Origin of the sequence: Streptomyces bobili (genome assembly GCF_002154575.1) — a bacterium.
Classification (GTDB): Bacteria; Actinomycetota; Actinomycetes; order Streptomycetales; family Streptomycetaceae; genus Streptomyces; species Streptomyces bobili.
In genome coordinates, this window is record NZ_MUBA01000223.1 from 1 (window position 1) to 18,405 (window position 18,405).

The window sequence follows — 18,405 nt, forward strand, 5'->3', positions numbered from 1 at the left end:
GCCCCGAGCAGCCCCACCGCGGAGCCCGCGACCGCGCCCTGGAACACCGACTGCACCCACTACTTCGGCAGCGGCCGCACCCGCCAGGGCGACACCGGCAAACGCGTACTCCAGGTCCAGTGCATGCTCTCCCGGCGCGGCTACGGCATCGGTGACGGCGGTGCCGACGGCATCTTCGGCTCCGGCACGGAGACCGCCGTACGCGGCTTCCAGAGCGACAAGGGCCTGACCGTCGACGGCATCGTCGGCCATGACACCTGGACGGCCCTGCGCGACGAGAACTGACGGCGCCCTTGTCCAGGGGAGCGACGTGCCTCGCCCGCTCGTCGAGTTCCATGCCGCAGGAGAACACCATGAAGCTGAGCAACACCGTCCGTCGCTGCTCCGCCGCCCTCGCCGTCGGCGCCATGTCCTCGGACCGGTCACGGTCACCGGCGGGGCCGCGCAGGCAGCCGCCTCGTGCACCGGTGACGTGTCGATCTACGGCACGCTGTCCGACGGCAAGCTGACCTACACACAGATCGAGCCCAACACCGGTGACCGGATCAAGACACTGATCGGACCGGCCCTGGGCTTCACGCCGAAGGCGATGGCGACCCTCAACTTCAACACCGTCCTGGTCACCTCGATCGCCGGTGACCTCTACCGGGTGGACGTACAGACCAACAACACGACGCTCGCCCTCGCCGGGGTCGAGAAGATCTGGGACGGCGGCTGGACGTTCGACAAGATGGTCTACGACGGTGCCGGCACCTTTACGGCACGGTCGAGGGCCAGCTCCACCAGTACCTCGTGTCCCAGGACAAGCCCCAGGCTCGGCGCACATAGGCCAGCACGTCGTCATCGACACCGGCTCGTCAGTCGCGCGGAACCCGACTTGTCCGAACGACTGGTTCATCAGACTAAGTCGGTCATCGGGTATGTCGGTATGCGGTCATGGCTCACGTTCCCGCGGCCGAGCGCCGTCCCCAGCTGATCAGAGCGGCCATCGACTACATGGCGAGGGAAGGCGTCGCGGCCGGAAGCACCCGGGCCATCGCCGCCGAACTCGGGGTGGCCCACCGTGCACTACACCTTCGGCACGAAGGAAGGGCTGTACCGCGCCGTGGGTGGAGAGACGGTCCAGCTCGGGAGTGGTGGGGGCGGCGCAGATCCTCGTGACGTCCGACCGCGACGAGATGACCACACCGCCCCGGCCGATCAGGTCGAGAGCCATCACGAATGGGACGGCGTGGCCGCGTACCGGGCCGGCGTGCCGGTGAGCGGGTCTGTCGCACGGCGTACGGGGGTCGACGGCCGTGCCTGACCGTCGGCCCCCGTAGGCCGTATCGGCCAGGGCGCCGACGCAGTCGGTGTGATGCCCGACGCCGGCGACGGGCGGGCCGGCCAAGTGGTCGTCGCCACCGAACCCGACCGGCGTCTTCGGGTGCCCACCTGGTCACGATCGCCTTCGAGAGCGGACTCGTCAGCCCCGGACTGCCGCCGGCGTCCGCCACACACGCGGTACTGAGGTTCCTGTCGCCTTCCTGTGCGGAAGCTGTCGATGTGCAGTAAGCGCATTCATGTGACTGGTTTTCCCAGTGACGCGGACCACATTGAACGTTAAAGCTGTGTGAGCCGCCGCCGCACGCCGGTGCCGCGGCCTCGCACCTCAGCACGTCCGCACCTCCGCACCTCCGCACGATGCTCGACATATCGACGCACGTCAGCGTTCAGTCGCCCGAGGCATCTTCCCCCCACAGCCAGGAGGTCTGTGAAGCATGCCCCTGAGCCATCTGTCCCTCCAAGACAGGGCCCTGTTCCGGCAGTTCGGCCAAGGTCCTGAAGTCCCCGTCCCCGACCCCCTCGTCCACCACGCCGTCGAACGGCAGGCCGCCGCCGCGCCGGGCGCCGTCGCCGCCGAACACCAGGGCACGACGATCACGTACGGCGAGCTGAACCGCCGCGCCGACCGGCTCGCGGCCAGACTCGTACAGGAGGGGGTACGGCCCGGCGATCACGTCGGTCTCTTCGTACGCCGCTCCATCCCGATGCTCGTCGGACTGCTCGGCACGCTGAAGGCCGGCGCCGCGTACGTCCCGCAGGACATCGGCCTCACCCCCGCCGCCCAGCTGCGGCACGTCATCCGCACCGCCGGAACCCGGATCGTCCTCACTCAGTCGGAGCACACGCTGCGGGTGCCTCCGCCTGACACCGGACACACCGGACACCGGCTGATCACGATCGACGACGACGATCTCGCCGGCCTCCCCACGGAAGGGCCGGTCCATCCCGAGCGGCCCGTACGCCCCGCGCGCCCCGTACTCCCCGACGACGGGTGCTACGTCCTGTTCACCTCCGGCACGACCGGCAAGCCCAACGGGGTGAAGGTCACCCACCGCAACGTCGCGAACATCCTCCTCACCGAGCCCGGTGACCTGGGCATCCGCCCCGGTGACCGGGTCGCCCAACTCCTCAACATCGCCTTCGACATGGCCGCCTGGGAGATCCTCGGCTGTCTCGCCCACGGCGGCACGCTCGTCGTCCGCGGCAAGGACGTCGCGGCGGCGGCCCGTACCGCGGACGTGCTGATCGCGACGCCGACGGTGCTGTCCGGGATCGACCCGGCCGGCTGCCCGCGGGTGCGGACGGTGGCGGTCGCGGGCGAGCCGTGCCCGCGCCCGCTCGCGGACGCCTGGGCCCGGCGGTCCGCCTTCCACAACTGCTGCGGGCCCACGGAGACGACGATCGTCAACACGATGGGCCACCACCGCGTGGACGACGCACTGCTCACGATCGGCCGCCCCACCCCCAACAACACGGTGTACGTACTCGATGAGCACCGGCGTGCGCTGCCCATCGGGGAGGTCGGCGAGATGTGGGCCGGGGGCGACTGCGTATCGGCGGGCTACCTGGACAACGAGGCGCTGAACGCCGAGCGGTACGCCCCCGACCCCTTCCTCGGCGGCGGACACCGCATGTTCCGTACCCGCGACCTCGGCCGCTGGACGCCGGACGGCGAACTCGAGCATCTGGGCCGTACCGACGACCAGGTCAAGGTCCGCGGCTTCCGCGTGGAACTCGACTCCGTCTCCTCGGTGCTGGAGTCGGTGGCGGGCTGCTCGCGCGCCGTCACACTCAGGCGGGACGCCCGCAGCCTGATCTCCTTTGTCTGCCCGGCCGACGTCCACCCGGACACGGCCCGGCGCGCGGTGGCCGACGTACTGCCGTACTACTGCGTGCCGGGCATGGTCCTCCCGCTGGCCGCGCTGCCGGAGACGGACCGGGGCAAGGTCGACCGGGCGGCACTGCTGCGGCTGGCGGCGCAGCGGGAGGAGACGCAGCGGGAGGAGGCCGCGCGGCCGGTGACGGTTCATGGCGAGGGGGCACCCCTGCTGCCGGTGTCGGCGGTACGAGAGGGGGCGGCCTGATGACGCCGCCCGCCGAGACCGCGTCCGCCGAGGCGGGAGGCACAACGCACGCTCTCGCCGAACTCCCCCCGCTCACGTCCGCGCCCCGCCGCCTCCTCAAGCACCCCCGCCTGATGCACTACAACCGCCTGGCGGCCCTGGTAATACTGGCCAACATCGCTTTTCTGGCGGGGAGTTGGGTCCCGAACGCCGAAACCATCGGCTACGCGTCCCTCGTGAACCTCGCGCTCGCGGTGGTGGTACGGCAGCAGTACGTCGTCAACCTCTTCTTCCGGCTGGCGACCTGGGCTCCGACGAGCTGGCCGCTGAAGGCTCGGTGGACGCTCGGGAAGGTGTACCACTTCGGCGGGCTGCACGTGGGCGGGGCACTTGCCGGAGCGATGTGGTTCCTCGCGGGGGCGGTCGTCGCGACCGTCGACGGCGCAGGCCTGCCGCTGGTCACTGTGGGTTGGGCACTCGTCGCCCTGCTCGTCGTCATCGTCGTCACCGCCCTGCCGCCCTTCCGCTCCCGCTTCCACGACCACTTCGAGAAGGTCCACCGCTTCGGCGGCTGGAGCGCCCTCGCACTGTTCTGGACGCATACGCTGCTGGGCGTGCGAGGGCCGTTCGCCCTCGGGGTGCTGGCCGTGGCCACCTTCAGCGTCGCCCTGCCCTGGCTGCGGCTGCGCAAGGTGGACGTACGGATCGAACGGCCCTCCCCGCACGTCGTGCTGGCCCGTTTCGACCATGGCGTGACCCCTTTCGCGGGGTCGTCCACCGCCATCAGCCGCAGACCGCTCACCGAGTGGCACTCCTTCGCCAACGTGCCCTCACCCGGCGAACCCGGCTTCCGGCTGACCATCTCCCGCGCGGGCGACTGGACGGGCTCCTTCATCGACGACATGCCCCCGAAGGTCTGGGTCAAGGGCATCACCACGGCCGGGGTCGCCAATATCGAGACCCTGTTCAGCAAGGTGATCTACGTCGCCACCGGAAGCGGTATCGGTCCCTGCCTGCCGCATCTGCTGGCCGCCGAAGTGCCCTCACGGCTCGTGTGGGCGACGCGTGATCCCCGCACGACCTACGGCGACGGCCTGGTCGACGAGATCCTCGCCGTCCAGCCGGACGCACTGGTCTGGGACACCTCGCAGCACGGCAAACCGGACATGGTGCGGCTCGCGTACACCGCGTACCGCGACTTCGGTGCCGAAGCCGTCATCTGCATCTCCAACAAGAAGCTGACCTGGCAGGTCGTTCACGGTCTCGAACGGCGGGGCATTCCCGCGTACGGCGCGATCTGGGACTCGTAACCGGCCGTCAGGAAGGAAGGAGATCAAGGAGAGTCGATGAACACCCTCAAGATCGACCGTCATGACCGCGTGGTCACCGTACGACTCCACCGGCCGCACGTCCTGAACGCCCTCAGCAGCGAGCTGCTGGCCGAGCTGCTCGACGTACTACGCCCGCTGGACCGCGACCCGGACGTCGGCTGCTTCGTCGTCACCGGTTCGGAGAAGGTCTTCGCGGCCGGTGCCGACATCAAGGAGATGGCCGGGAGGTCGGCCGTGGACATGGCGGCGGAGGACTACTTCGCGGGCTGGGAGGAGTTCGCCGGATTCCGAACGCCGAAGATCGCGGCGGTCAACGGCTACGCGCTGGGCGGTGGCTGCGAACTCGCGATGATGTGCGACCTGGTCGTCGCGGGTGAGTCGGCGGTCTTCGGCCAGCCGGAGATCAAGCTCGGCGTGATCCCCGGCATCGGCGGCACCCAGCGGCTCACCCGCCTGGTCGGCCGCGCCAAGGCCATGGACCTGATCCTCACGGGCCGCACGATGGACGCCCGCGAGGCGGAGGCCTCGGGCCTGGTGTCGCGGGTGGTCCCGGACGACCGCGTCCTCACCGAGGCCACGGAAGCCGCCGCGACCGTCGCCTCTTACGGCCGCCCGGCCGTCACGGCCGCCCGCGAGTCGGTCGACCGGGCCCTGGAGACCGGTCTGCGCGACGGGCTCCTTTTCGAAAGGCGCGTGTTCCACGCACTGTTCGCGACGCAGGACCAGAGGGAGGGGATGAACGCGTTCATGGAGAAGAGGGCGCCCGTCTTCAATGGGCGCTGACGGGGCGGCCCACCCGGTGAGCGGGGCGGCGGACGGGGTCTGTGTCCGCCGCCATCGGCCACGGGGTCGGACTCACGAGCAGCGGGTTCAGTCCGTTGGGCGAAAGCCCTGACTCCCCACACCCGCTGAGACGTCTCCGCAGGCAAGAAACCCGCACAGGTGGGGCGGGTGGGACTCGAACCCACGGCCGGCGGATCATGAGTCCATCGGGGATCTTGGCGGCCCTTGCCGATCAGTGTCCGGTCATGACGTTTTTGCTGGTCAGACCGGGCGCGCCATGTCTCCGCCCGTCAGTCTTTAGCGGTCCGTCCCTATCCTTGCGTCCCAACTGCGTCCCGACGCCGCCCCCGAACGGCCAGAGACGCCGGGCTGTCGGACGATTACGCGAGCTCAGAGTCGGGGCGAGAACCCGCCCGCAGCGGACTCCCCTTCCAACCGCGCGGAGGCTCTCCCCGGGTGCCGAGGCAGAGCCTCTACGACATTCGGGGAGCGGGGCAGTACGGCGACCAGGCGACCATCCCGAAAAGGACGATCTCCCGCCTCACCTGGAAGTTCGAACGCTGAAAGGAGCCCACCGGGAAGCCCCTGGCGCACCCCCCTCCTCTGACGCGCTCACTGCAAGGCCACGGATTCGAGAAACGGACCGCCCAGGGGTGCGCGAGTCGATATACAATCGATCATGTATATTGATATACGCCGCAATGTGCATGAGGAGGCCATCGTGAGCCGCACCGTGATCGACCTCGACGACGAGGCACTGGAAGAAGCCGCCAAGGAACTCGGCACCACCACCAAGCGCGACACCATCAACACCGCCCTGCGTGAGGTCACCGCCCGCTACCGGCGCCTGCGCGCACTCGAAGACGCCCGGCAACTGGTGACCGACGGAGCCCTGGACATCGACATTCTCCTGAACAAGAACCAGTACCGGCCGTGACCGTCGCCGACTACCTCATCGACACCTCCGCCCTCGCCCGCGTCGTGCTCCGCCAGACCACAACCGAGTGGGACGACAGGATCGGCGCCGGCCTCGTCGCGATCTGCGACATCACGGAACTCGAGGTCCTCTACTCCGCCCGCTCAACCGCGGACCGCGCGCGGCTGAAGGCTGCACTCGACGCCCACTACGCGTGCTGCCCCATGCCTGAGGGCATCTACCGCCGCTCCCGCATCGTCCAGGAACAACTGACCACCAAAGGGGAACACCGCAGTGCGGGCCCCGTCGATCTCCTGGTGGCCGCCGCCGCGGAAGAAGCAGGCCTCATCCTCCTCCACTTCGACCGCGACTTCGAAACCATTGCTCGCACGACGGGGCAGCCGGTCCACATGATCGATCTCAGGCAGTAGAGTCCGCGCGGCCGCACGGACGGGCGTCAAGCCTCTCGCCGACCGCCCACCCGAGGCGGTATCACGGCGATTCCCCCACTGCCGGACGGCCCTCTTTCCGCGCCCTGGCACCCGCCCCGCGCGCTGAACCGCCTCGCCTGCACCCAGTCCGGGGCATGGCACGCGCGGGTGAACTGCCGTCCCCACCCGCCGTGTTTCGTCGATCACTTGTCGGTGGTCGCGCCACCGAGCGCAACGCCGGGGTCGCACGTCAGGAGTACCGGCAGGCCACGGTCCCGGCTCAGCTGTCGACCGCTGTTGGTCACTGGTAGGACCGGTCGCCGCTCGCCGCCATTCGTTGTCGATCGAGTCACCCATACGTGCATCTGTCCCGGAGGGTGACGCATCGGGGTCCTTGCCACGTGAACTGGTGGTCCAGGGTTCAGGATCCGGTGCGATAGCGGGTGAGCATGAGGGCGACGGCTTCGTCCACGATCGCGGGGTCGGTGGGGTCGGGCGGGACGAAGTCGGTCCGTACGAGTTGAGGCCACAGCAACTGGGCGCAGATCATGCCGAGGAACTGTTCGGCCACTGCGGATGCCGACTGCGCCTGCCCGTCGGCCGAACGGAAGTCGAGTGTGCCGGCCTGCGCTTCGGTTTCCAGGTAGTCGCGGAGCCGGTCGAAGAAGGGGCCGCGGTCGATGGCGAAGCCGGTGCCGACGATGTCGGCGAGTTCCGGCATCTGGGGAAGTTCGGTGATGATCAGGCGACACAGTGCGGCCGTGCCGGGCCGCGCGACCAGGCAGGCGTAGTCACGGCCGATGTGGTCCAGACCATACCGGGGATCACCGGGCGGCGGCGGTGCGGCGTACTCCACGGCCAGCTGCCATTGCTCGGAGGTGACGGCCGCGAACAGTGCGGCCTTGGTGGGGTACCGCTTGAAGAGGGTGCCGGTGGAGACGCGGGCCTGTTTGGCGATCTGGGCGAGGGAGGTCTTGTCGTATCCCCGGGCGAGGAAGAGGTCGCGGGCGGCGCGGATGATGCGCGCGCGGTTCTCCTCTTTGATCTGCGCGTGATATCCGGCCTGGCACGTGTCGCCACCGGTTGCCGCTCGGTCCTCCACCGACATGCCCTCGCCCGTCTTCCGGCCGCGTCCTCGCTGTCAGAGGACAATCTGGCCGCCGTCCAGGATAAGGTCCTGGCCCACCGCGAAGGCGGAGGCGTCGGAGGCCAGGTACACGACCGCTTCCGCGACCTCCTCGGGCAGGCCCATGCGACCGAGCGGGATGCCGGCGCTGATCCCCTCCAGGACCGCCGCCCGCTGCGCGGGGCACTGGGCACTGGGCACTGGGCACTGGGCACTGACAGGTGTCGCTCAGCCGCTCGTGGGGAAGCTCGCGGTGCTCATCGGGCACTGGGGCGGTCGCGTCCCGGCAGCCGCTCGGCGACCAGGTCGTAGGAATCTTCGACCGCGTCGGTGACCAGCCGCTCGGTGATGCCGGGTCCCGGCCCCAGTGAGATCCAGTGGCGTTTGTCGAGATAGCGGCCCGGTGTGATCGAGGCGTAGCCGCGTACGTGAGCACGGGCGTGTTCGGGTTCGCACTTGACCGTGATGATCTGTTCGTCCGGGTCGTCGGTGACGATCAGGAACACTTTCCCCGCGACCTTGTACACGTCGAGTCCCGGGGTGAAGGGATGGCCGTGGCTGCCGCCGGGAAGAGCCAGGGCCGCCCGGCGGGCGGTGCCCTGGAGCCACTCACCCGCCGCGCTCAACGGGCCGCCCGCGTGCCGGTGCCGTAGGTGTGCGGGTCGACAGGCCGCTCGGCCTTGGGCAGGTGAGCGACGACGAGACGATAGGAGTCGGTGACAAGCTCCCTGACGAGGTCCTCGTCGACGCCTTCTCCGCTCTCCAGGGTGATCCAGTGCTTCTTGTTCATGTGATAGCCGGGGGTGATGTGGCTGTACTGCTCCCGCAGGGCGTGGGCCTCTCCGGGGTCCGCCTTGAGGATCACGACGGGCCGCCCCGGGACGTCGGTCATCAGCATGAACACCTTGCCGCGCACCTTGTAGACCTCCCAGTCGGGGCCGAAGGGGTGCTCCAGCTGGGCCCCGGGGAGTTCCTCCGCGCAGTCGGCGGCGGTCTTGTGCAAGGCCGATCCATTCATGGGCGGTGAGCCTCCTCAGGTGGTGACGGGCTGCGGCATCGCAGAAGGCGCGGAGCGCGCCGGCACGTCCCATCCTTCCGCCGCAGCCGGCCGGAAGGGCGGTAGGCTGCGGACACGTGATGGTCGACAAGCGACACCCCAGCCCGAGCGGAAACACGGCCGGGCCAGCTGCGGTTCCGCTGTACGGTTTCCAGCCCCCGGTCGGTACTCCCTACGGCCTCGAGGTGAGCACCGTCGAGGACTTCTTCGCCCAGCACGACGACTGGCCGTGGAACCCGCCCCGTCCAGGCCGTGCCACCTTCCACTACCTCATCGCGGTCACCGAGGGTGATCTGCGGCACGACGTCGACCACGTCACGCGGACCGTCGCCCCCGGCCAGTGGCTGTGGGTGCGCCCCGGACACGTGCAGTGCTGGCATCTGCCCGGCGCGGCCCGCGGCCCGTTCATCCTCTTCGAACCGGATGTACTGCGGCCCGACATCGCCCGTCTCCTGGCCCCGCTCACCGCGCACGAGGCCCCTGCCGTGCTCAGCCCGCACCCCGACGACACCGCCTGGCTCCAGCAGACGGCACTCCAGCTCCTGGACGAACACCGCGCACTGGGGCGCCGCCCCCTCGACATCCACCACGCCCTGCGGCGCAGCCTGCTCGAATCACTGCTGCTGCGCCTGGCCGGCTCCCCGGGCATCGCCCCCATCGACACGGCCGCGTCCGGCACGAGCCGCGCCGACCGGTACGGACGCTTCCTGGACGCCCTGGAGCTGCATTTCCGTGAGCTGCACCAAGCCGCGGACTACGCCGAGTTGCTCGGCTGCTCGGTCCGCACCCTCAGCCGCGCCGCCCGAGACGCCACCGGCAAGGGAGTACGTGACCTCATCGACGAGCGGCGCCTCCTCGAAGCCCGGCGGCTGCTGAGAGGCGCCCAATGGGATGCCCGGACCGTGGCCGTGCACCTCGGCTTCACCGATCCCGCGAACTTCGGCCGCTTCTTCCGCGACCGAACCGGCCTCACCCCGTCCGTCTTCGCGGCCGGCGAGGCCACGACCCTCCCGCCTCCTCTCCTTGACTGACGAGATCTCGGTGGTTTCCGACCGGCTCTCAGCCGATGGCCTCGATGGCGACGTCGACCGCGCCGTCGCACTTCTTGAGGACATCGGCCCCCAAGTGGTCGATTTTCCCGAGGATCACGATGCCGGGGTCGGGGATGGACTCGCCGTCGTCGTCATAGAAGACGGCGATGTCGGGACCAGGTGACCAGTAGGCGATGTCGCCGATCTCGTAGCTGAACCGCGGCTCGCCTCCCACGGCGAGAGACCGGGACAGGTGACCGTACTTCTCCCGCTTGAACAGGTCGTCCATCCGCAGAGTCAGCGGAAGCAGCGAGGCGAAGTCGCGTGCCGTCGCGTTGTCGTCGAGGGTTGCGTTGAGGACGGTCGCTCCGGCGGTCAGCCGGATTCTCATAGGGGTCCCGCTCTCCGGGGTGCAGTTGCAGTGATCGTCAGGCCGACTCGGACACCGCGTTCATCGGGTACGAGCTTCACTTCGGCACGGACCGCGTGAAGGCAACTCCGACATCACCGAGAAATGGCAAGTCGATTCACTTACCATTCCCGGCCGCCGGGCCGGTTGACGATGATGACCCGCACGTCGCCTGTGCGGCGTCACCGGCTGCTGCCGACCGGCCCGTGCGGGCCGTGGAGGGGCGGTTCAGTCGGTGGTGAAGCTGGACAGCATCGCGGCCGGGAGGCGGCTGCCTGCCGAGCCGTGGGGAAGGATCTCGGCGATGCGGGCCAGATCGGCGGCGGAGAGCTGGACGTCGACGGCGCCGGCGTTCTCCTCGAGGCGCTTGGTGCTGCGGGTGCCGGGAATGGGCGCGACGTCCTCGCCCTGGGCGAGCAGCCAGGCCAGTGCGAGCTGGGCGACGGTGATACCCCTGGTGTCGGCCAGGTCCTTGAGCTGCTCGGTGGCGTGCAGGTTGTACGTGTAGTTCTCGCCCTGCCAACGCTCGTCCCAGCTGCGCATGTCGTCCGCGGGGTATTCGCCGGCGGGCTTGACCTGGCCGGTGAGGAAGCCGCGACCGAGCGGGGAGTAGGGCACCAGGCCGACGCCGAGTTCCCGCAGAACGGGAAGGATCTTCTCCTCGACCTCCCGCTCGAAGAGCGAGTACTCGTACTGGAGCACGGAGACCGGGGTGACGGCGTGGGCGCGGCGGATGTACTGGGGGCCGACGTTGCTCAGGCCGAAGTACTTCACCTTGCCCTCGGCGATCAGTTCGCCGACCACGCCGGCGACCTCCTCGACCGGAACGTCAGGGTCGGAGATGTGCTGGTAGAAGAGGTCGATGTGGTCGCTCTGCAGGTAGCGCAGGCTGTTCTCGGCGACCTTGCGGATGTTTTCCGGGCGGCTGTTGAAGCCGGGGCTGAGCGCCGGGGCGGTCATGTCGAAGCCGAACTTGGTCGCGAGGACCACTTCGTCGCGGAAGTCTTTGACCGCCTCGCCCAGGAGGATCTCGTTGCTGCCGGTGCCGGCGCCGTACAGCTCGGCGGTGTCGAAGAAGTCGATCCCGAGTTCGTGGGCGCGGCGGATGGTCGCGATGCCCTCGTCGTCGTTCGAGGCGCCGTAGGCCATGGACATGCCCATGGTCCCCAGGCCGAGCGCCGAGACGCGCAGGCCCTGAGAGCCCAGATTGCGATGCTGCATGAGTTCACTCCCTCAGTGGTTCGCCGACTTCACCCGCAGAGGCCAAACCGAACTGTTCCGTTTGATCCTACGTGCCGATCACCCGAATGCCAAACCAAACGGTTCGGTGCTCTATCCTGGGCCCATGTCCCAGTCCCGCGACTCCGGCCAGACCGCAGCTCCCGCCGCCGCCGGCGACACCACGCGCGAGCGCATCCTTGCCGCTGCCATGGAGGAGTTCGCCCGCCACGGCATCGCCGGCGCCCGCGTGGACCGCATCGCCAAGCTCGCCAAGACCAGCAAAGAACGCGTCTACGCCTACTTCCGCAGCAAGGACGCGCTCTATGCCGCTGTCGCTGCACGGGAGTATGTCGTCATCGCCGAGGCCACCCAGATAGACCCGACCGACCTCCCTGGCTATGCGGGCCGCCTGTTCGACTACTTCGTCGCCCGCCCAGACCACCACCGCCTGATCACCTGGGGCCGCCTCGAACTGCAGGGCACCGCTACCGGTGCCGACGATCCCGCCCAGGCAGCGATCACCCGCAAAATCGGCCTGCTCCGCCAGGTGCAGCAGGCTGGACAGCTCGACCCCGCCTGGGACCCGGCCGACGTCCTCGCCCTGGTCAACCAGATCGCCACGACCTGGGCGTCACAACCCGAACTCGGCGAGGCCGCCGCCGCACACGCCGTGGACCCCACCACCGCCGCCCGCCGCGCCGCGGTGGTGACCGCCGTCGAGCGGCTTTTCCCTCGAGCACGCTGAGGTCCCCCGGACCGGCGGCAGCCTGCTCGAGCATTGCCGAAACGGGCCGGCCGCCGTTGCCGCTGCCCATGGGCGCGTCCTGCTGACGAATCAGAGCTCCTGGCCAGGGGAACAGGTGCCTGCTGGGGCAGGCACGGGCGCCCCTTGCGCCTCACGCGGTGTCAGGATTCCGTGCTCACCGGCGCTTACGTTGTCGGCCCTCGCGCATCGGGAGTGGTTGGTTGTCGTTTCTCGGTTGCCCGAGTCTCAGTCGTCCAGGACGACGACGTGCTTGCCCGGCGTGGTGCCGGACTCGACGTCGGCCTGGGCGTCACGGACCTGTTCCAGGCCCTGGTAGACCTTCGCGACCGGGACGTTGAGGCGTCCTGCGGCGATGGCCTGGAGCTGGTGAGCGAAGACGTCGGCCGGGAGGTCGGCGGCCTGACCGCCGTAGGACGTCAGCCGCACCCCGCTGGGGATCATGAACGGGCTGAAGTCGGGGATCGTCCACTGGCCGGCCAGGGCTCCGGTGAAGCAGACCGTGCCGTGCCGGCGGACGGTGCGGAGACTGTCGGCGAGGACCGAGCAGCCCACCAGCTCCAGTACGGCGTCGACACCCTCCGGCATCAGTTCCTCCACCTGGTCGGCGATCGTGCCCCTGTCGACGAGGGGATGATCGACGCCCGCGGCCCGCAGTTCCCCGGCCCGACCGGGGCTGCGGGTGGTGGACAGCACGGTGGCTCCGAGGTCCTTCGCGATCGTGGCCGCGCTCAGCCCGACCGTGGAGGTGCCGCCGCGGATCAGCAGCGTCTGCCCGGCCTTGAGGTCCAGGCCGGTGGTCAGCGATCCGTAGGCGGTCTGGAACATCTCCGGCAGCGCACCGACGACCTCCCACGGCAGACCGGACTCGAACGGAATGACCTGCCCGGCTGGGACGCTCACGTACTGGGCGTACGTGCCGTCGTAGGAGCGGCCCATGCCGCCCATCATCGTGGCCACCTGCTGTCCCGGCCGCAGCCCGCTGTCCTCATCGGCCTCATCGACCACGCCGACGCCCTCGATGCCGGGCACACGCGGGTAGCTGACCTCCGCATCCGACTCGCCCTTGCGGGTGGTGACCTCGGACTCGTTGACGCCGAACGCCTTCACCCTGATCCGCACCCAGCCGGGCTTGCGTACAGGCACCGGCACATCCTGGATCTCCAGTACGTCGAGGCCGCCCGGCCGGGTGACGACGACGGCCCGCATCGTGGCTGGTGCGGCCTCGCCGACTGCTGTCGGTTGGCTCATGTCGGGCTCCTTACTCTGTTCGCCCCCGTGGTGCGCGGTTGGGTATCGCCCGATGCCCGTCAGGGGCGGTCGATGCCCTCCCACAGCTCGAGGGCCTGCTGATAGTGGGCGGTGGCCTCGAAGGGAGGGTTGCCGACGCTTTCCGAGGCGGGCCGGTTCGTGACAGCGGGCCACAGCCGGGGCTGCTCGCCGGTGGCGAAGTCGAGCACGATGTCGCGGATACGCTTGTCACGCTCGGCCTGTTCTGCGCTGCGGCCCGGCCGCTCCTGGCCGACCAGCGCGTACATCTCGGTGCCGTGCACGGCGGGTGCGCCCTCGGCGGGCCCGATCATCAGGAGATGGGCGTTGCCGCCCGCCGCCGCGTGCGCCAGGGCGGCGCGGGCCGCGGGGAGCCCGAAGATGTAGTCCGACAGGAGTGCGGCGCGGACCTCGGCAGGGGTGCGGCCGCCCTGGTCGTAGGCATCGACGATCCTCTTGGCGCGGGAGCGGGGGATGCGCCACCCGGCGACCTCGTCGACGATGCGGTCGACGGTGTGCGGGTCGAACCGGTCGAGGTCGTTCGCCACCCACCAGCCCATGTCGTCACTGGCCATGCTCAGCAGCACGTCGACATCACGGTGTGCGCCCGAGGCAAGTTCGTCCATGGGGTGGGCGTGCAGCACCGCGCCGGGCTGTCCGGCGTCCAGGACGACCCCGAGGCTCTTGCTGTCCATCCCGCCACGGACTCCGAGGTCCGTCGGGGTGACCTTGTGCGTCCGTGACGCGCCGTGCGACGAACCCGAGGACGGCTGCGTCGGCCTCGTCGAGCCACGCCACGTCGTCGGCGATCAGCAGCAGCACGCGCTCGGCGGCCCTGGGCAGCGGACCACGTCCCGCCTGAGCGATGACCGTCGCTGCCCCGGGAGGAACGGGATGAGCAGGAAGACCGGCGGCTGTATGTGCGGGAGCCGCCCAGCCCGGCCGCTCCCGCCCCGCCTGTCGGTCCTCTCTGGGCCGTTTCCAGTACGGGCTGTTTTCGCGTCCCAACTCGGACCTCACGCCATTCGGACCGCGCCCGTGCCCCGCCGACCCGGCAGGCCCGCCTACTCGAAGGTCCCTGAGCAGCACTTCCGGATCCTCGTGTCCAGCCAGCGTCCAGAATCCGACATCCAGACGCTCGCACAGCCCACCCACGACGCCATCCTCCAGCCATGGGCCGATACGTCTGCGCAGGTCAGAGGGACCTCAACTAACGCTGATGGCAACAGAGTCGAACTCACGAGCAGCGGATTCAGCCCCGTGGACCAACACCCTGAATCCGCACCCCAGATGAGACGTTTCCGCAGGCAAGAAACCTGCACAGGTGGGGCGGGTGGGACTCGAACCCACGGCCGGCGGATTATGAGTCCTTTGAGGATCTTGGCGGCCCTTGTCGATCATTGCCGATTCACGCCGTTCTTGCAGGTCAGACGTGCTGATCAGTGTCAGCCCTTTGCAGTGCTTGCCGGTCTGTTCCTGTCCTTGTGGCCCCTCAATGGCCCCTGAGGGTCGATGAGTTGGGTGCGTACCACGAGCAGCCGCGTCCGCCCAGTTCGACCGACAGCGACGACAATGCGCCCTGCTCGCCGCTTCGCCCGCGGCAGGAGCCTCTCCTCCGTCACCGCTGGAGCTGCTTGAGCAGCCTGCGAGTGCTTGGAGAGGGTGACGCATCGATCCGGGCCAACGCTTCCTCACAGCCCACATACGCCGTGCGGACGCCATCGTCATCGCCCAGCGCGTTCGCCGCGCGCATCCGTACCCGCCACACCACTTCGCGGAGCGGGTCGACGGCGGTCACCTGGTCGCACAGGCGGATGGCGTCGCCGTACTGATGCAGGTGCAGCGCGAGTTCGGCCGCTGACGAGAGCGCCTCGACGGCCTGCTGGGACAGCACGCGTCGACGCTGCTCCGCCCACTCCGAGACACGGTCCGGCAGGTAGTCACCCTCGTGACGGGTGAGGACCTCCTCGATCGCCGACAACTTGGCCCGCCCGGCCAGCCGGTGTGCCTGGGCGAGGTCGGCCTCGAAGCGCAGCGACTGGCACCCTCGTGCCACCTCTTCGGCGACAGCCAACCTGTTCTGTTCGACGATGAGGCGGAATTGCCGCGGCAGCGCCAGATTCAGCTGATGGACGGCCTGGCGCAGGTAGGCGCGGGTCGATCGGTCGTCGCGTTCGAACAACGCCCCCAACACCTCTCGGCGGTCGGCGGCGCGACCGGGCCGGCTGCTCAGGTAGGAGACCAGTTCCAGGCTCTTGGTGATGCGCAGGCGGGCCTCGGCGCCGTCGACGAGAAGAGCGTGGCGTCCGAACTCCGTGACCGTCACCGCCGGCATCCGCTCCGTGACCTGGATGTTCGCGCCCTGCGCGGCGAGAGCCCGGCCGATCGTGTGCCACGGGGTGTCCGTCTCGGCCTCGGCGTCGATACGGCGCGACGCGACGGCGGGGAACTCGGTGAGGATCTGAAGCAGTACATGGCGCGAGTCCTGACGGCCCGATACCTCAAGGGCCAGGTCGGCGGCGCGGTCGGCCTCGTCCTCGTGACCGGCGCGCCATTCCGCCTCCGCCAGGAGCACCGCGACGATGGGCAGTTCCTGGAAGAGGCCGCCGGCCTTCAGGAGCGTCACGGCTTCACGCAGACAGTCGAGTGCGTCGGCATCCGAGCCTCCGCGCAACAAGAGCCATCCTCGCCATGCACGCGCTTTCGCCAAGGGGTGCTGCGCGCGCTCGATGAGCGGGTCGCTCTCCAACTCGTCAAGTATCGCCAGGGACTCGGCGGCGTCACGGTGGTCACGGATTCTGAGCCTGACGAGCCCCTCGGTGAAACCGAGGTACCAGGCGTGTGCCCCGGCGTCGAGGGCCAGCTTGCGGCCTTCCTCGATGGTTGCGATCGCTTCGGCGGGGAGCCCGGCGTCCAACAGGAGTTCTGGTACGACCGCGTGCAGGCTCAGGGGGTTGGGGGCCGAGTCGCGGGCTCGTTCGTACAACTCCAGGGCTCGCCGGGTGTGGCCTTGCGCGCGAAGCGCCCCGATCTGCCACGGAGTGGCCAGCGAGGTGCCCCAGTGTGACTCCAGGGAGACGTCGAGGTCGGTCAGGTGGCCGAACCAGTACTTCGCGAACAGCACCGCTGCGTCGAACGGCCCGCCTGTCAGCTCCGGTGGCGTGTCCGTGCGGTACGCGGGATAGATCGTCCCGAGCGTGTAGCGCACCGCGGCGACCTCTGTGCCGGGGTCGGCCAGCCGCAGGAGTTCGTCCACATCGTCCAGGCGGCCGCACTGGGCGTAGCAGTAGATCATCAGCGCCGCCGCCCGCTCGGATGCCCGGGCGACCTCGTCGCGGACGCCGGAGCCGAGGAGTGCGTCGGCGATGGCCACTCCCCCTCGGTAGTCGTCACGGGCCCAGGCGAGCATGAGTCGTGCCGTGGTCAGTTCCCGAGGCTCGTCGTCTGCCGTGCCGAATGCCTCCAGCCAGCGTTCGGCCACGGGCAGATCCCATCGCTCGATCACACGTCGGACGACGCGTGCCCCGCAGGCGCGTGCCGCGGCGACGTCACCGGCCTGCAGCAGTACCTCGGTGGCCTCCTCGTCGTGGCCTTCGCCGGCCAGTAGCGTGCCGTGGGCCCGGCGGATCCGGCGCAGTTCCTCCTCGTCGCGACGGCTGAGCTGCTCCACCAGGAACTCTCGTAGTCGCGGATGGCAGCGCATCATGCGCCCGTCCGGTGACCAGACGGCGGGCAGGCGGACCGACCTCAGCGACTGCATCCGCCGCGCGGGACTGTCCAGCCCGAGTGCCCTGGCACGTTCGGAGGTCACCGCGTCGAGGACGGAGGTCGTCACGAGGAAGTCCCGGTCTGCGCGGGGCAGTTCCGCGAGGATTCGGGAGGCGATGTAGCCGTGCAGCGGGTCGGCCTCGCCTCCGACGATCGCGGTGTGCTCCTCGGAGCGCCAGGCTTCGAACAGCACACCGGTGACCCAGCCGCCCGTCGCGGACACCGCCTCGGCCGCGTCGATCGTGGTGTTGTCGTTGAGCCTCAGCGCGTCGGCCGCCTCCTCGACGGTGAAGGCGAGGTCTTCCTCCCGGAGCGAGGCCACCGAGGTCGGGTCGAGTTCCCGGTGAATCGCCGCCGGGATGTCACGTCGGCTGAGCAGGACCGCGCGCGCCGTTCGCGGCAGGTAGTGCAGGAACGCGCCGAGCGCCTCCCATCCGTCTCCCGACACTCCGAGGCGTTCCAGGTTGTCGAGGACGAGCACCAGTCGGTGCCCTTTCAGGGACTCGGCGAGCAGCCCGGCGGACTCGGTATGCGGGATGCCCGCGCGCAGTGCGCGGGTCGCCACCTGGTGGGCGGCCGGCACGTGCCGTGCCAGTGTGTCTTCGAGGTAGGCGAGCAGGCGTCCCGGCCGCGTGTCGGTCGCGTCGACCGACAGCCACGCCACGGGGTGGGGCAGGTGCGCCGTCGCCTGACTGATGGCGATGGTCTTGCCCGCCCCCGCCGTCGCCAGTACGAGCACCACTTGCCGTCGCTCGATGAGCATGCCGAGGGCTCGCTCGATCCTCGGCCGCGGGACCATGCGTTCTGGTGCGTCCGGAACCGAGACCTTGTGCTGGATGAGACCTACGGCGTCCGGCACCGTCTGTCGGGGGTCGTCCATGGCCACCTCACCGCTGGAGGGCTTGCCAGGG

At 69.5% G+C, this 18,405-nt stretch carries 18 protein-coding genes and 1 pseudogene; 10 read left to right on the forward strand and 9 right to left on the reverse strand.

Going from position 1 to position 18,405, the window contains the following annotated elements; all coding sequences use genetic code 11:
- The 8 genes and pseudogenes from BZL64_RS18890 to BZL64_RS18925 form a co-directional block, all read left to right on the forward strand.
- On the forward strand, window positions 1-285 hold a 285-nt coding region (locus BZL64_RS18890; protein WP_143663210.1), incomplete at its 5' end, for a peptidoglycan-binding domain-containing protein.
- Between the two features lie 25 nt (window positions 286-310).
- Entirely contained in the window at window positions 311-976 is a 666-nt protein-coding gene (locus tag BZL64_RS18895) for a hypothetical protein (protein WP_244205396.1), read from the forward strand.
- A pseudogene (locus BZL64_RS18900) lies at window positions 937-1,108 on the forward strand (TetR family transcriptional regulator); the annotation flags it as partial. The gene BZL64_RS18895 and the pseudogene BZL64_RS18900, both read left to right, overlap by 40 nt.
- Before the next feature lie 652 nt (window positions 1,109-1,760).
- Window positions 1,761-3,410 carry an amino acid adenylation domain-containing protein gene (locus tag BZL64_RS18905; RefSeq protein WP_086770373.1) on the forward strand — a complete coding sequence of 550 codons (1,650 nt, stop codon included), beginning with the start codon at window positions 1,761-1,763 and terminating at the stop codon, window positions 3,408-3,410.
- Window positions 3,410-4,699 (forward strand): ferredoxin reductase domain-containing protein, encoded by a 1,290-nt coding sequence (locus tag BZL64_RS18910; protein WP_086770374.1) that lies wholly within the window; start codon window positions 3,410-3,412, stop codon window positions 4,697-4,699. Before BZL64_RS18905 ends, BZL64_RS18910 begins: the two co-directional genes overlap by 1 nt.
- Window positions 4,700-4,735: 36 nt before the next feature.
- A complete protein-coding gene (locus tag BZL64_RS18915; protein ID WP_086770375.1) occupies window positions 4,736-5,503 on the forward strand; it encodes an enoyl-CoA hydratase-related protein in 768 nt (255 codons plus the stop codon).
- Window positions 5,504-6,224: 721 nt separating this feature from the next.
- Entirely contained in the window at window positions 6,225-6,440 is a 216-nt protein-coding gene (locus tag BZL64_RS18920; RefSeq protein WP_031047790.1) for a type II toxin-antitoxin system VapB family antitoxin, read from the forward strand.
- Complete coding sequence (locus BZL64_RS18925) at window positions 6,437-6,850, forward strand: PIN domain nuclease (protein WP_086770376.1); 414 nt, start codon at window positions 6,437-6,439, stop codon at window positions 6,848-6,850. The genes BZL64_RS18920 and BZL64_RS18925 overlap by 4 nt, the downstream gene beginning before the upstream one ends.
- 421 nt (window positions 6,851-7,271) lie before the next feature.
- Here the strand turns inward: BZL64_RS18925 and BZL64_RS18930 are convergent, their stop codons facing one another.
- Genes BZL64_RS18930 through BZL64_RS18945 form a run of 4 tightly spaced genes read right to left on the reverse strand, consistent with a single transcriptional unit; the run spans window position 7,272 to window position 8,994 of the window.
- Window positions 7,272-7,958: a TetR/AcrR family transcriptional regulator gene (locus BZL64_RS18930; RefSeq protein WP_086770377.1), complete on the reverse strand. Its 687-nt coding sequence runs from the start codon at window positions 7,956-7,958 to the stop codon at window positions 7,272-7,274.
- Between the two features lie 33 nt (window positions 7,959-7,991).
- The gene (locus BZL64_RS18935; protein WP_279634603.1) at window positions 7,992-8,177 is read right to left on the reverse strand and encodes an SDR family oxidoreductase; all 186 of its coding nucleotides are present in this window, start codon (window positions 8,175-8,177) and stop codon (window positions 7,992-7,994) included.
- Window positions 8,178-8,233: 56 nt separating this feature from the next.
- Entirely contained in the window at window positions 8,234-8,602 is a 369-nt protein-coding gene (locus tag BZL64_RS18940; RefSeq protein ID WP_086770378.1) for an MmcQ/YjbR family DNA-binding protein, read from the reverse strand.
- Window positions 8,599-8,994, reverse strand: coding sequence for an MmcQ/YjbR family DNA-binding protein (locus tag BZL64_RS18945; RefSeq protein WP_086770379.1), 396 nt, complete (start codon window positions 8,992-8,994; stop codon window positions 8,599-8,601). Before BZL64_RS18945 ends, BZL64_RS18940 begins: the two co-directional genes overlap by 4 nt.
- A gap of 224 nt (window positions 8,995-9,218) precedes the next feature.
- Here BZL64_RS18945 and BZL64_RS18950 point away from each other — a divergent pair, with 224 nt between their 5' ends.
- Entirely contained in the window at window positions 9,219-10,064 is an 846-nt protein-coding gene (locus BZL64_RS18950) for a helix-turn-helix domain-containing protein (RefSeq protein WP_244205397.1), read from the forward strand.
- 28 nt (window positions 10,065-10,092) lie between these two features.
- Here BZL64_RS18950 and BZL64_RS18955 read toward each other — a convergent pair whose 3' ends face one another.
- Window positions 10,093-10,455, reverse strand: coding sequence for a cyclophilin-like fold protein (locus tag BZL64_RS18955; protein ID WP_086770381.1), 363 nt, complete (start codon window positions 10,453-10,455; stop codon window positions 10,093-10,095).
- A gap of 246 nt (window positions 10,456-10,701) precedes the next feature.
- The gene (locus BZL64_RS18960) at window positions 10,702-11,694 is read right to left on the reverse strand and encodes an aldo/keto reductase (RefSeq protein WP_086770382.1); all 993 of its coding nucleotides are present in this window, start codon (window positions 11,692-11,694) and stop codon (window positions 10,702-10,704) included.
- A 124-nt stretch (window positions 11,695-11,818) separates the two neighbouring features.
- Between BZL64_RS18960 and BZL64_RS18965 the strand changes: the two genes are divergently transcribed.
- Window positions 11,819-12,439 (forward strand): TetR/AcrR family transcriptional regulator, encoded by a 621-nt coding sequence (locus BZL64_RS18965; RefSeq protein ID WP_086770383.1) that lies wholly within the window; start codon window positions 11,819-11,821, stop codon window positions 12,437-12,439.
- Window positions 12,440-12,685: 246 nt separating this feature from the next.
- Here BZL64_RS18965 and BZL64_RS18970 read toward each other — a convergent pair whose 3' ends face one another.
- The 3 genes from BZL64_RS18970 to BZL64_RS18980 all read right to left on the reverse strand — a co-directional run bounded on the left by BZL64_RS18970 (window position 12,686) and on the right by BZL64_RS18980 (window position 18,374).
- Window positions 12,686-13,708, reverse strand: a complete 1,023-nt coding sequence (locus BZL64_RS18970) for an alcohol dehydrogenase catalytic domain-containing protein (protein ID WP_086770384.1) — start codon at window positions 13,706-13,708, stop codon at window positions 12,686-12,688.
- 59 nt (window positions 13,709-13,767) lie between these two features.
- The gene (locus tag BZL64_RS18975) at window positions 13,768-14,421 is read right to left on the reverse strand and encodes a carboxylesterase family protein (protein WP_244205398.1); all 654 of its coding nucleotides are present in this window, start codon (window positions 14,419-14,421) and stop codon (window positions 13,768-13,770) included.
- A gap of 923 nt (window positions 14,422-15,344) precedes the next feature.
- Window positions 15,345-18,374: an AfsR/SARP family transcriptional regulator gene (locus BZL64_RS18980; RefSeq protein WP_107430316.1), complete on the reverse strand. Its 3,030-nt coding sequence runs from the start codon at window positions 18,372-18,374 to the stop codon at window positions 15,345-15,347.
- Between the last annotated feature and the right edge of the window lie 31 nt (window positions 18,375-18,405).

Coding starts and splice junctions, on each gene's coding strand:
- BZL64_RS18905 (WP_086770373.1), top strand. CDS start 1,761: ATGCCCCTGAGCCATCTGTCCCTCCAAGACAGGGCCCTGTTCCGGCAG.
- BZL64_RS18960 (WP_086770382.1), bottom strand. CDS start 11,694: ATGCAGCATCGCAATCTGGGCTCTCAGGGCCTGCGCGTCTCGGCGCTC.
- BZL64_RS18945 (WP_086770379.1), bottom strand. CDS start 8,994: ATGAATGGATCGGCCTTGCACAAGACCGCCGCCGACTGCGCGGAGGAA.
- BZL64_RS18970 (WP_086770384.1), bottom strand. CDS start 13,708: ATGAGCCAACCGACAGCAGTCGGCGAGGCCGCACCAGCCACGATGCGG.
- BZL64_RS18955 (WP_086770381.1), bottom strand. CDS start 10,455: ATGAGAATCCGGCTGACCGCCGGAGCGACCGTCCTCAACGCAACCCTC.
- BZL64_RS18980 (WP_107430316.1), bottom strand. CDS start 18,374: ATGGACGACCCCCGACAGACGGTGCCGGACGCCGTAGGTCTCATCCAG.
- BZL64_RS18930 (WP_086770377.1), bottom strand. CDS start 7,958: ATGTCGGTGGAGGACCGAGCGGCAACCGGTGGCGACACGTGCCAGGCC.
- BZL64_RS18915 (WP_086770375.1), top strand. CDS start 4,736: ATGAACACCCTCAAGATCGACCGTCATGACCGCGTGGTCACCGTACGA.
- BZL64_RS18975 (WP_244205398.1), bottom strand. CDS start 14,421: ATGGACAGCAAGAGCCTCGGGGTCGTCCTGGACGCCGGACAGCCCGGC.
- BZL64_RS18965 (WP_086770383.1), top strand. CDS start 11,819: ATGTCCCAGTCCCGCGACTCCGGCCAGACCGCAGCTCCCGCCGCCGCC.
- BZL64_RS18910 (WP_086770374.1), top strand. CDS start 3,410: ATGACGCCGCCCGCCGAGACCGCGTCCGCCGAGGCGGGAGGCACAACG.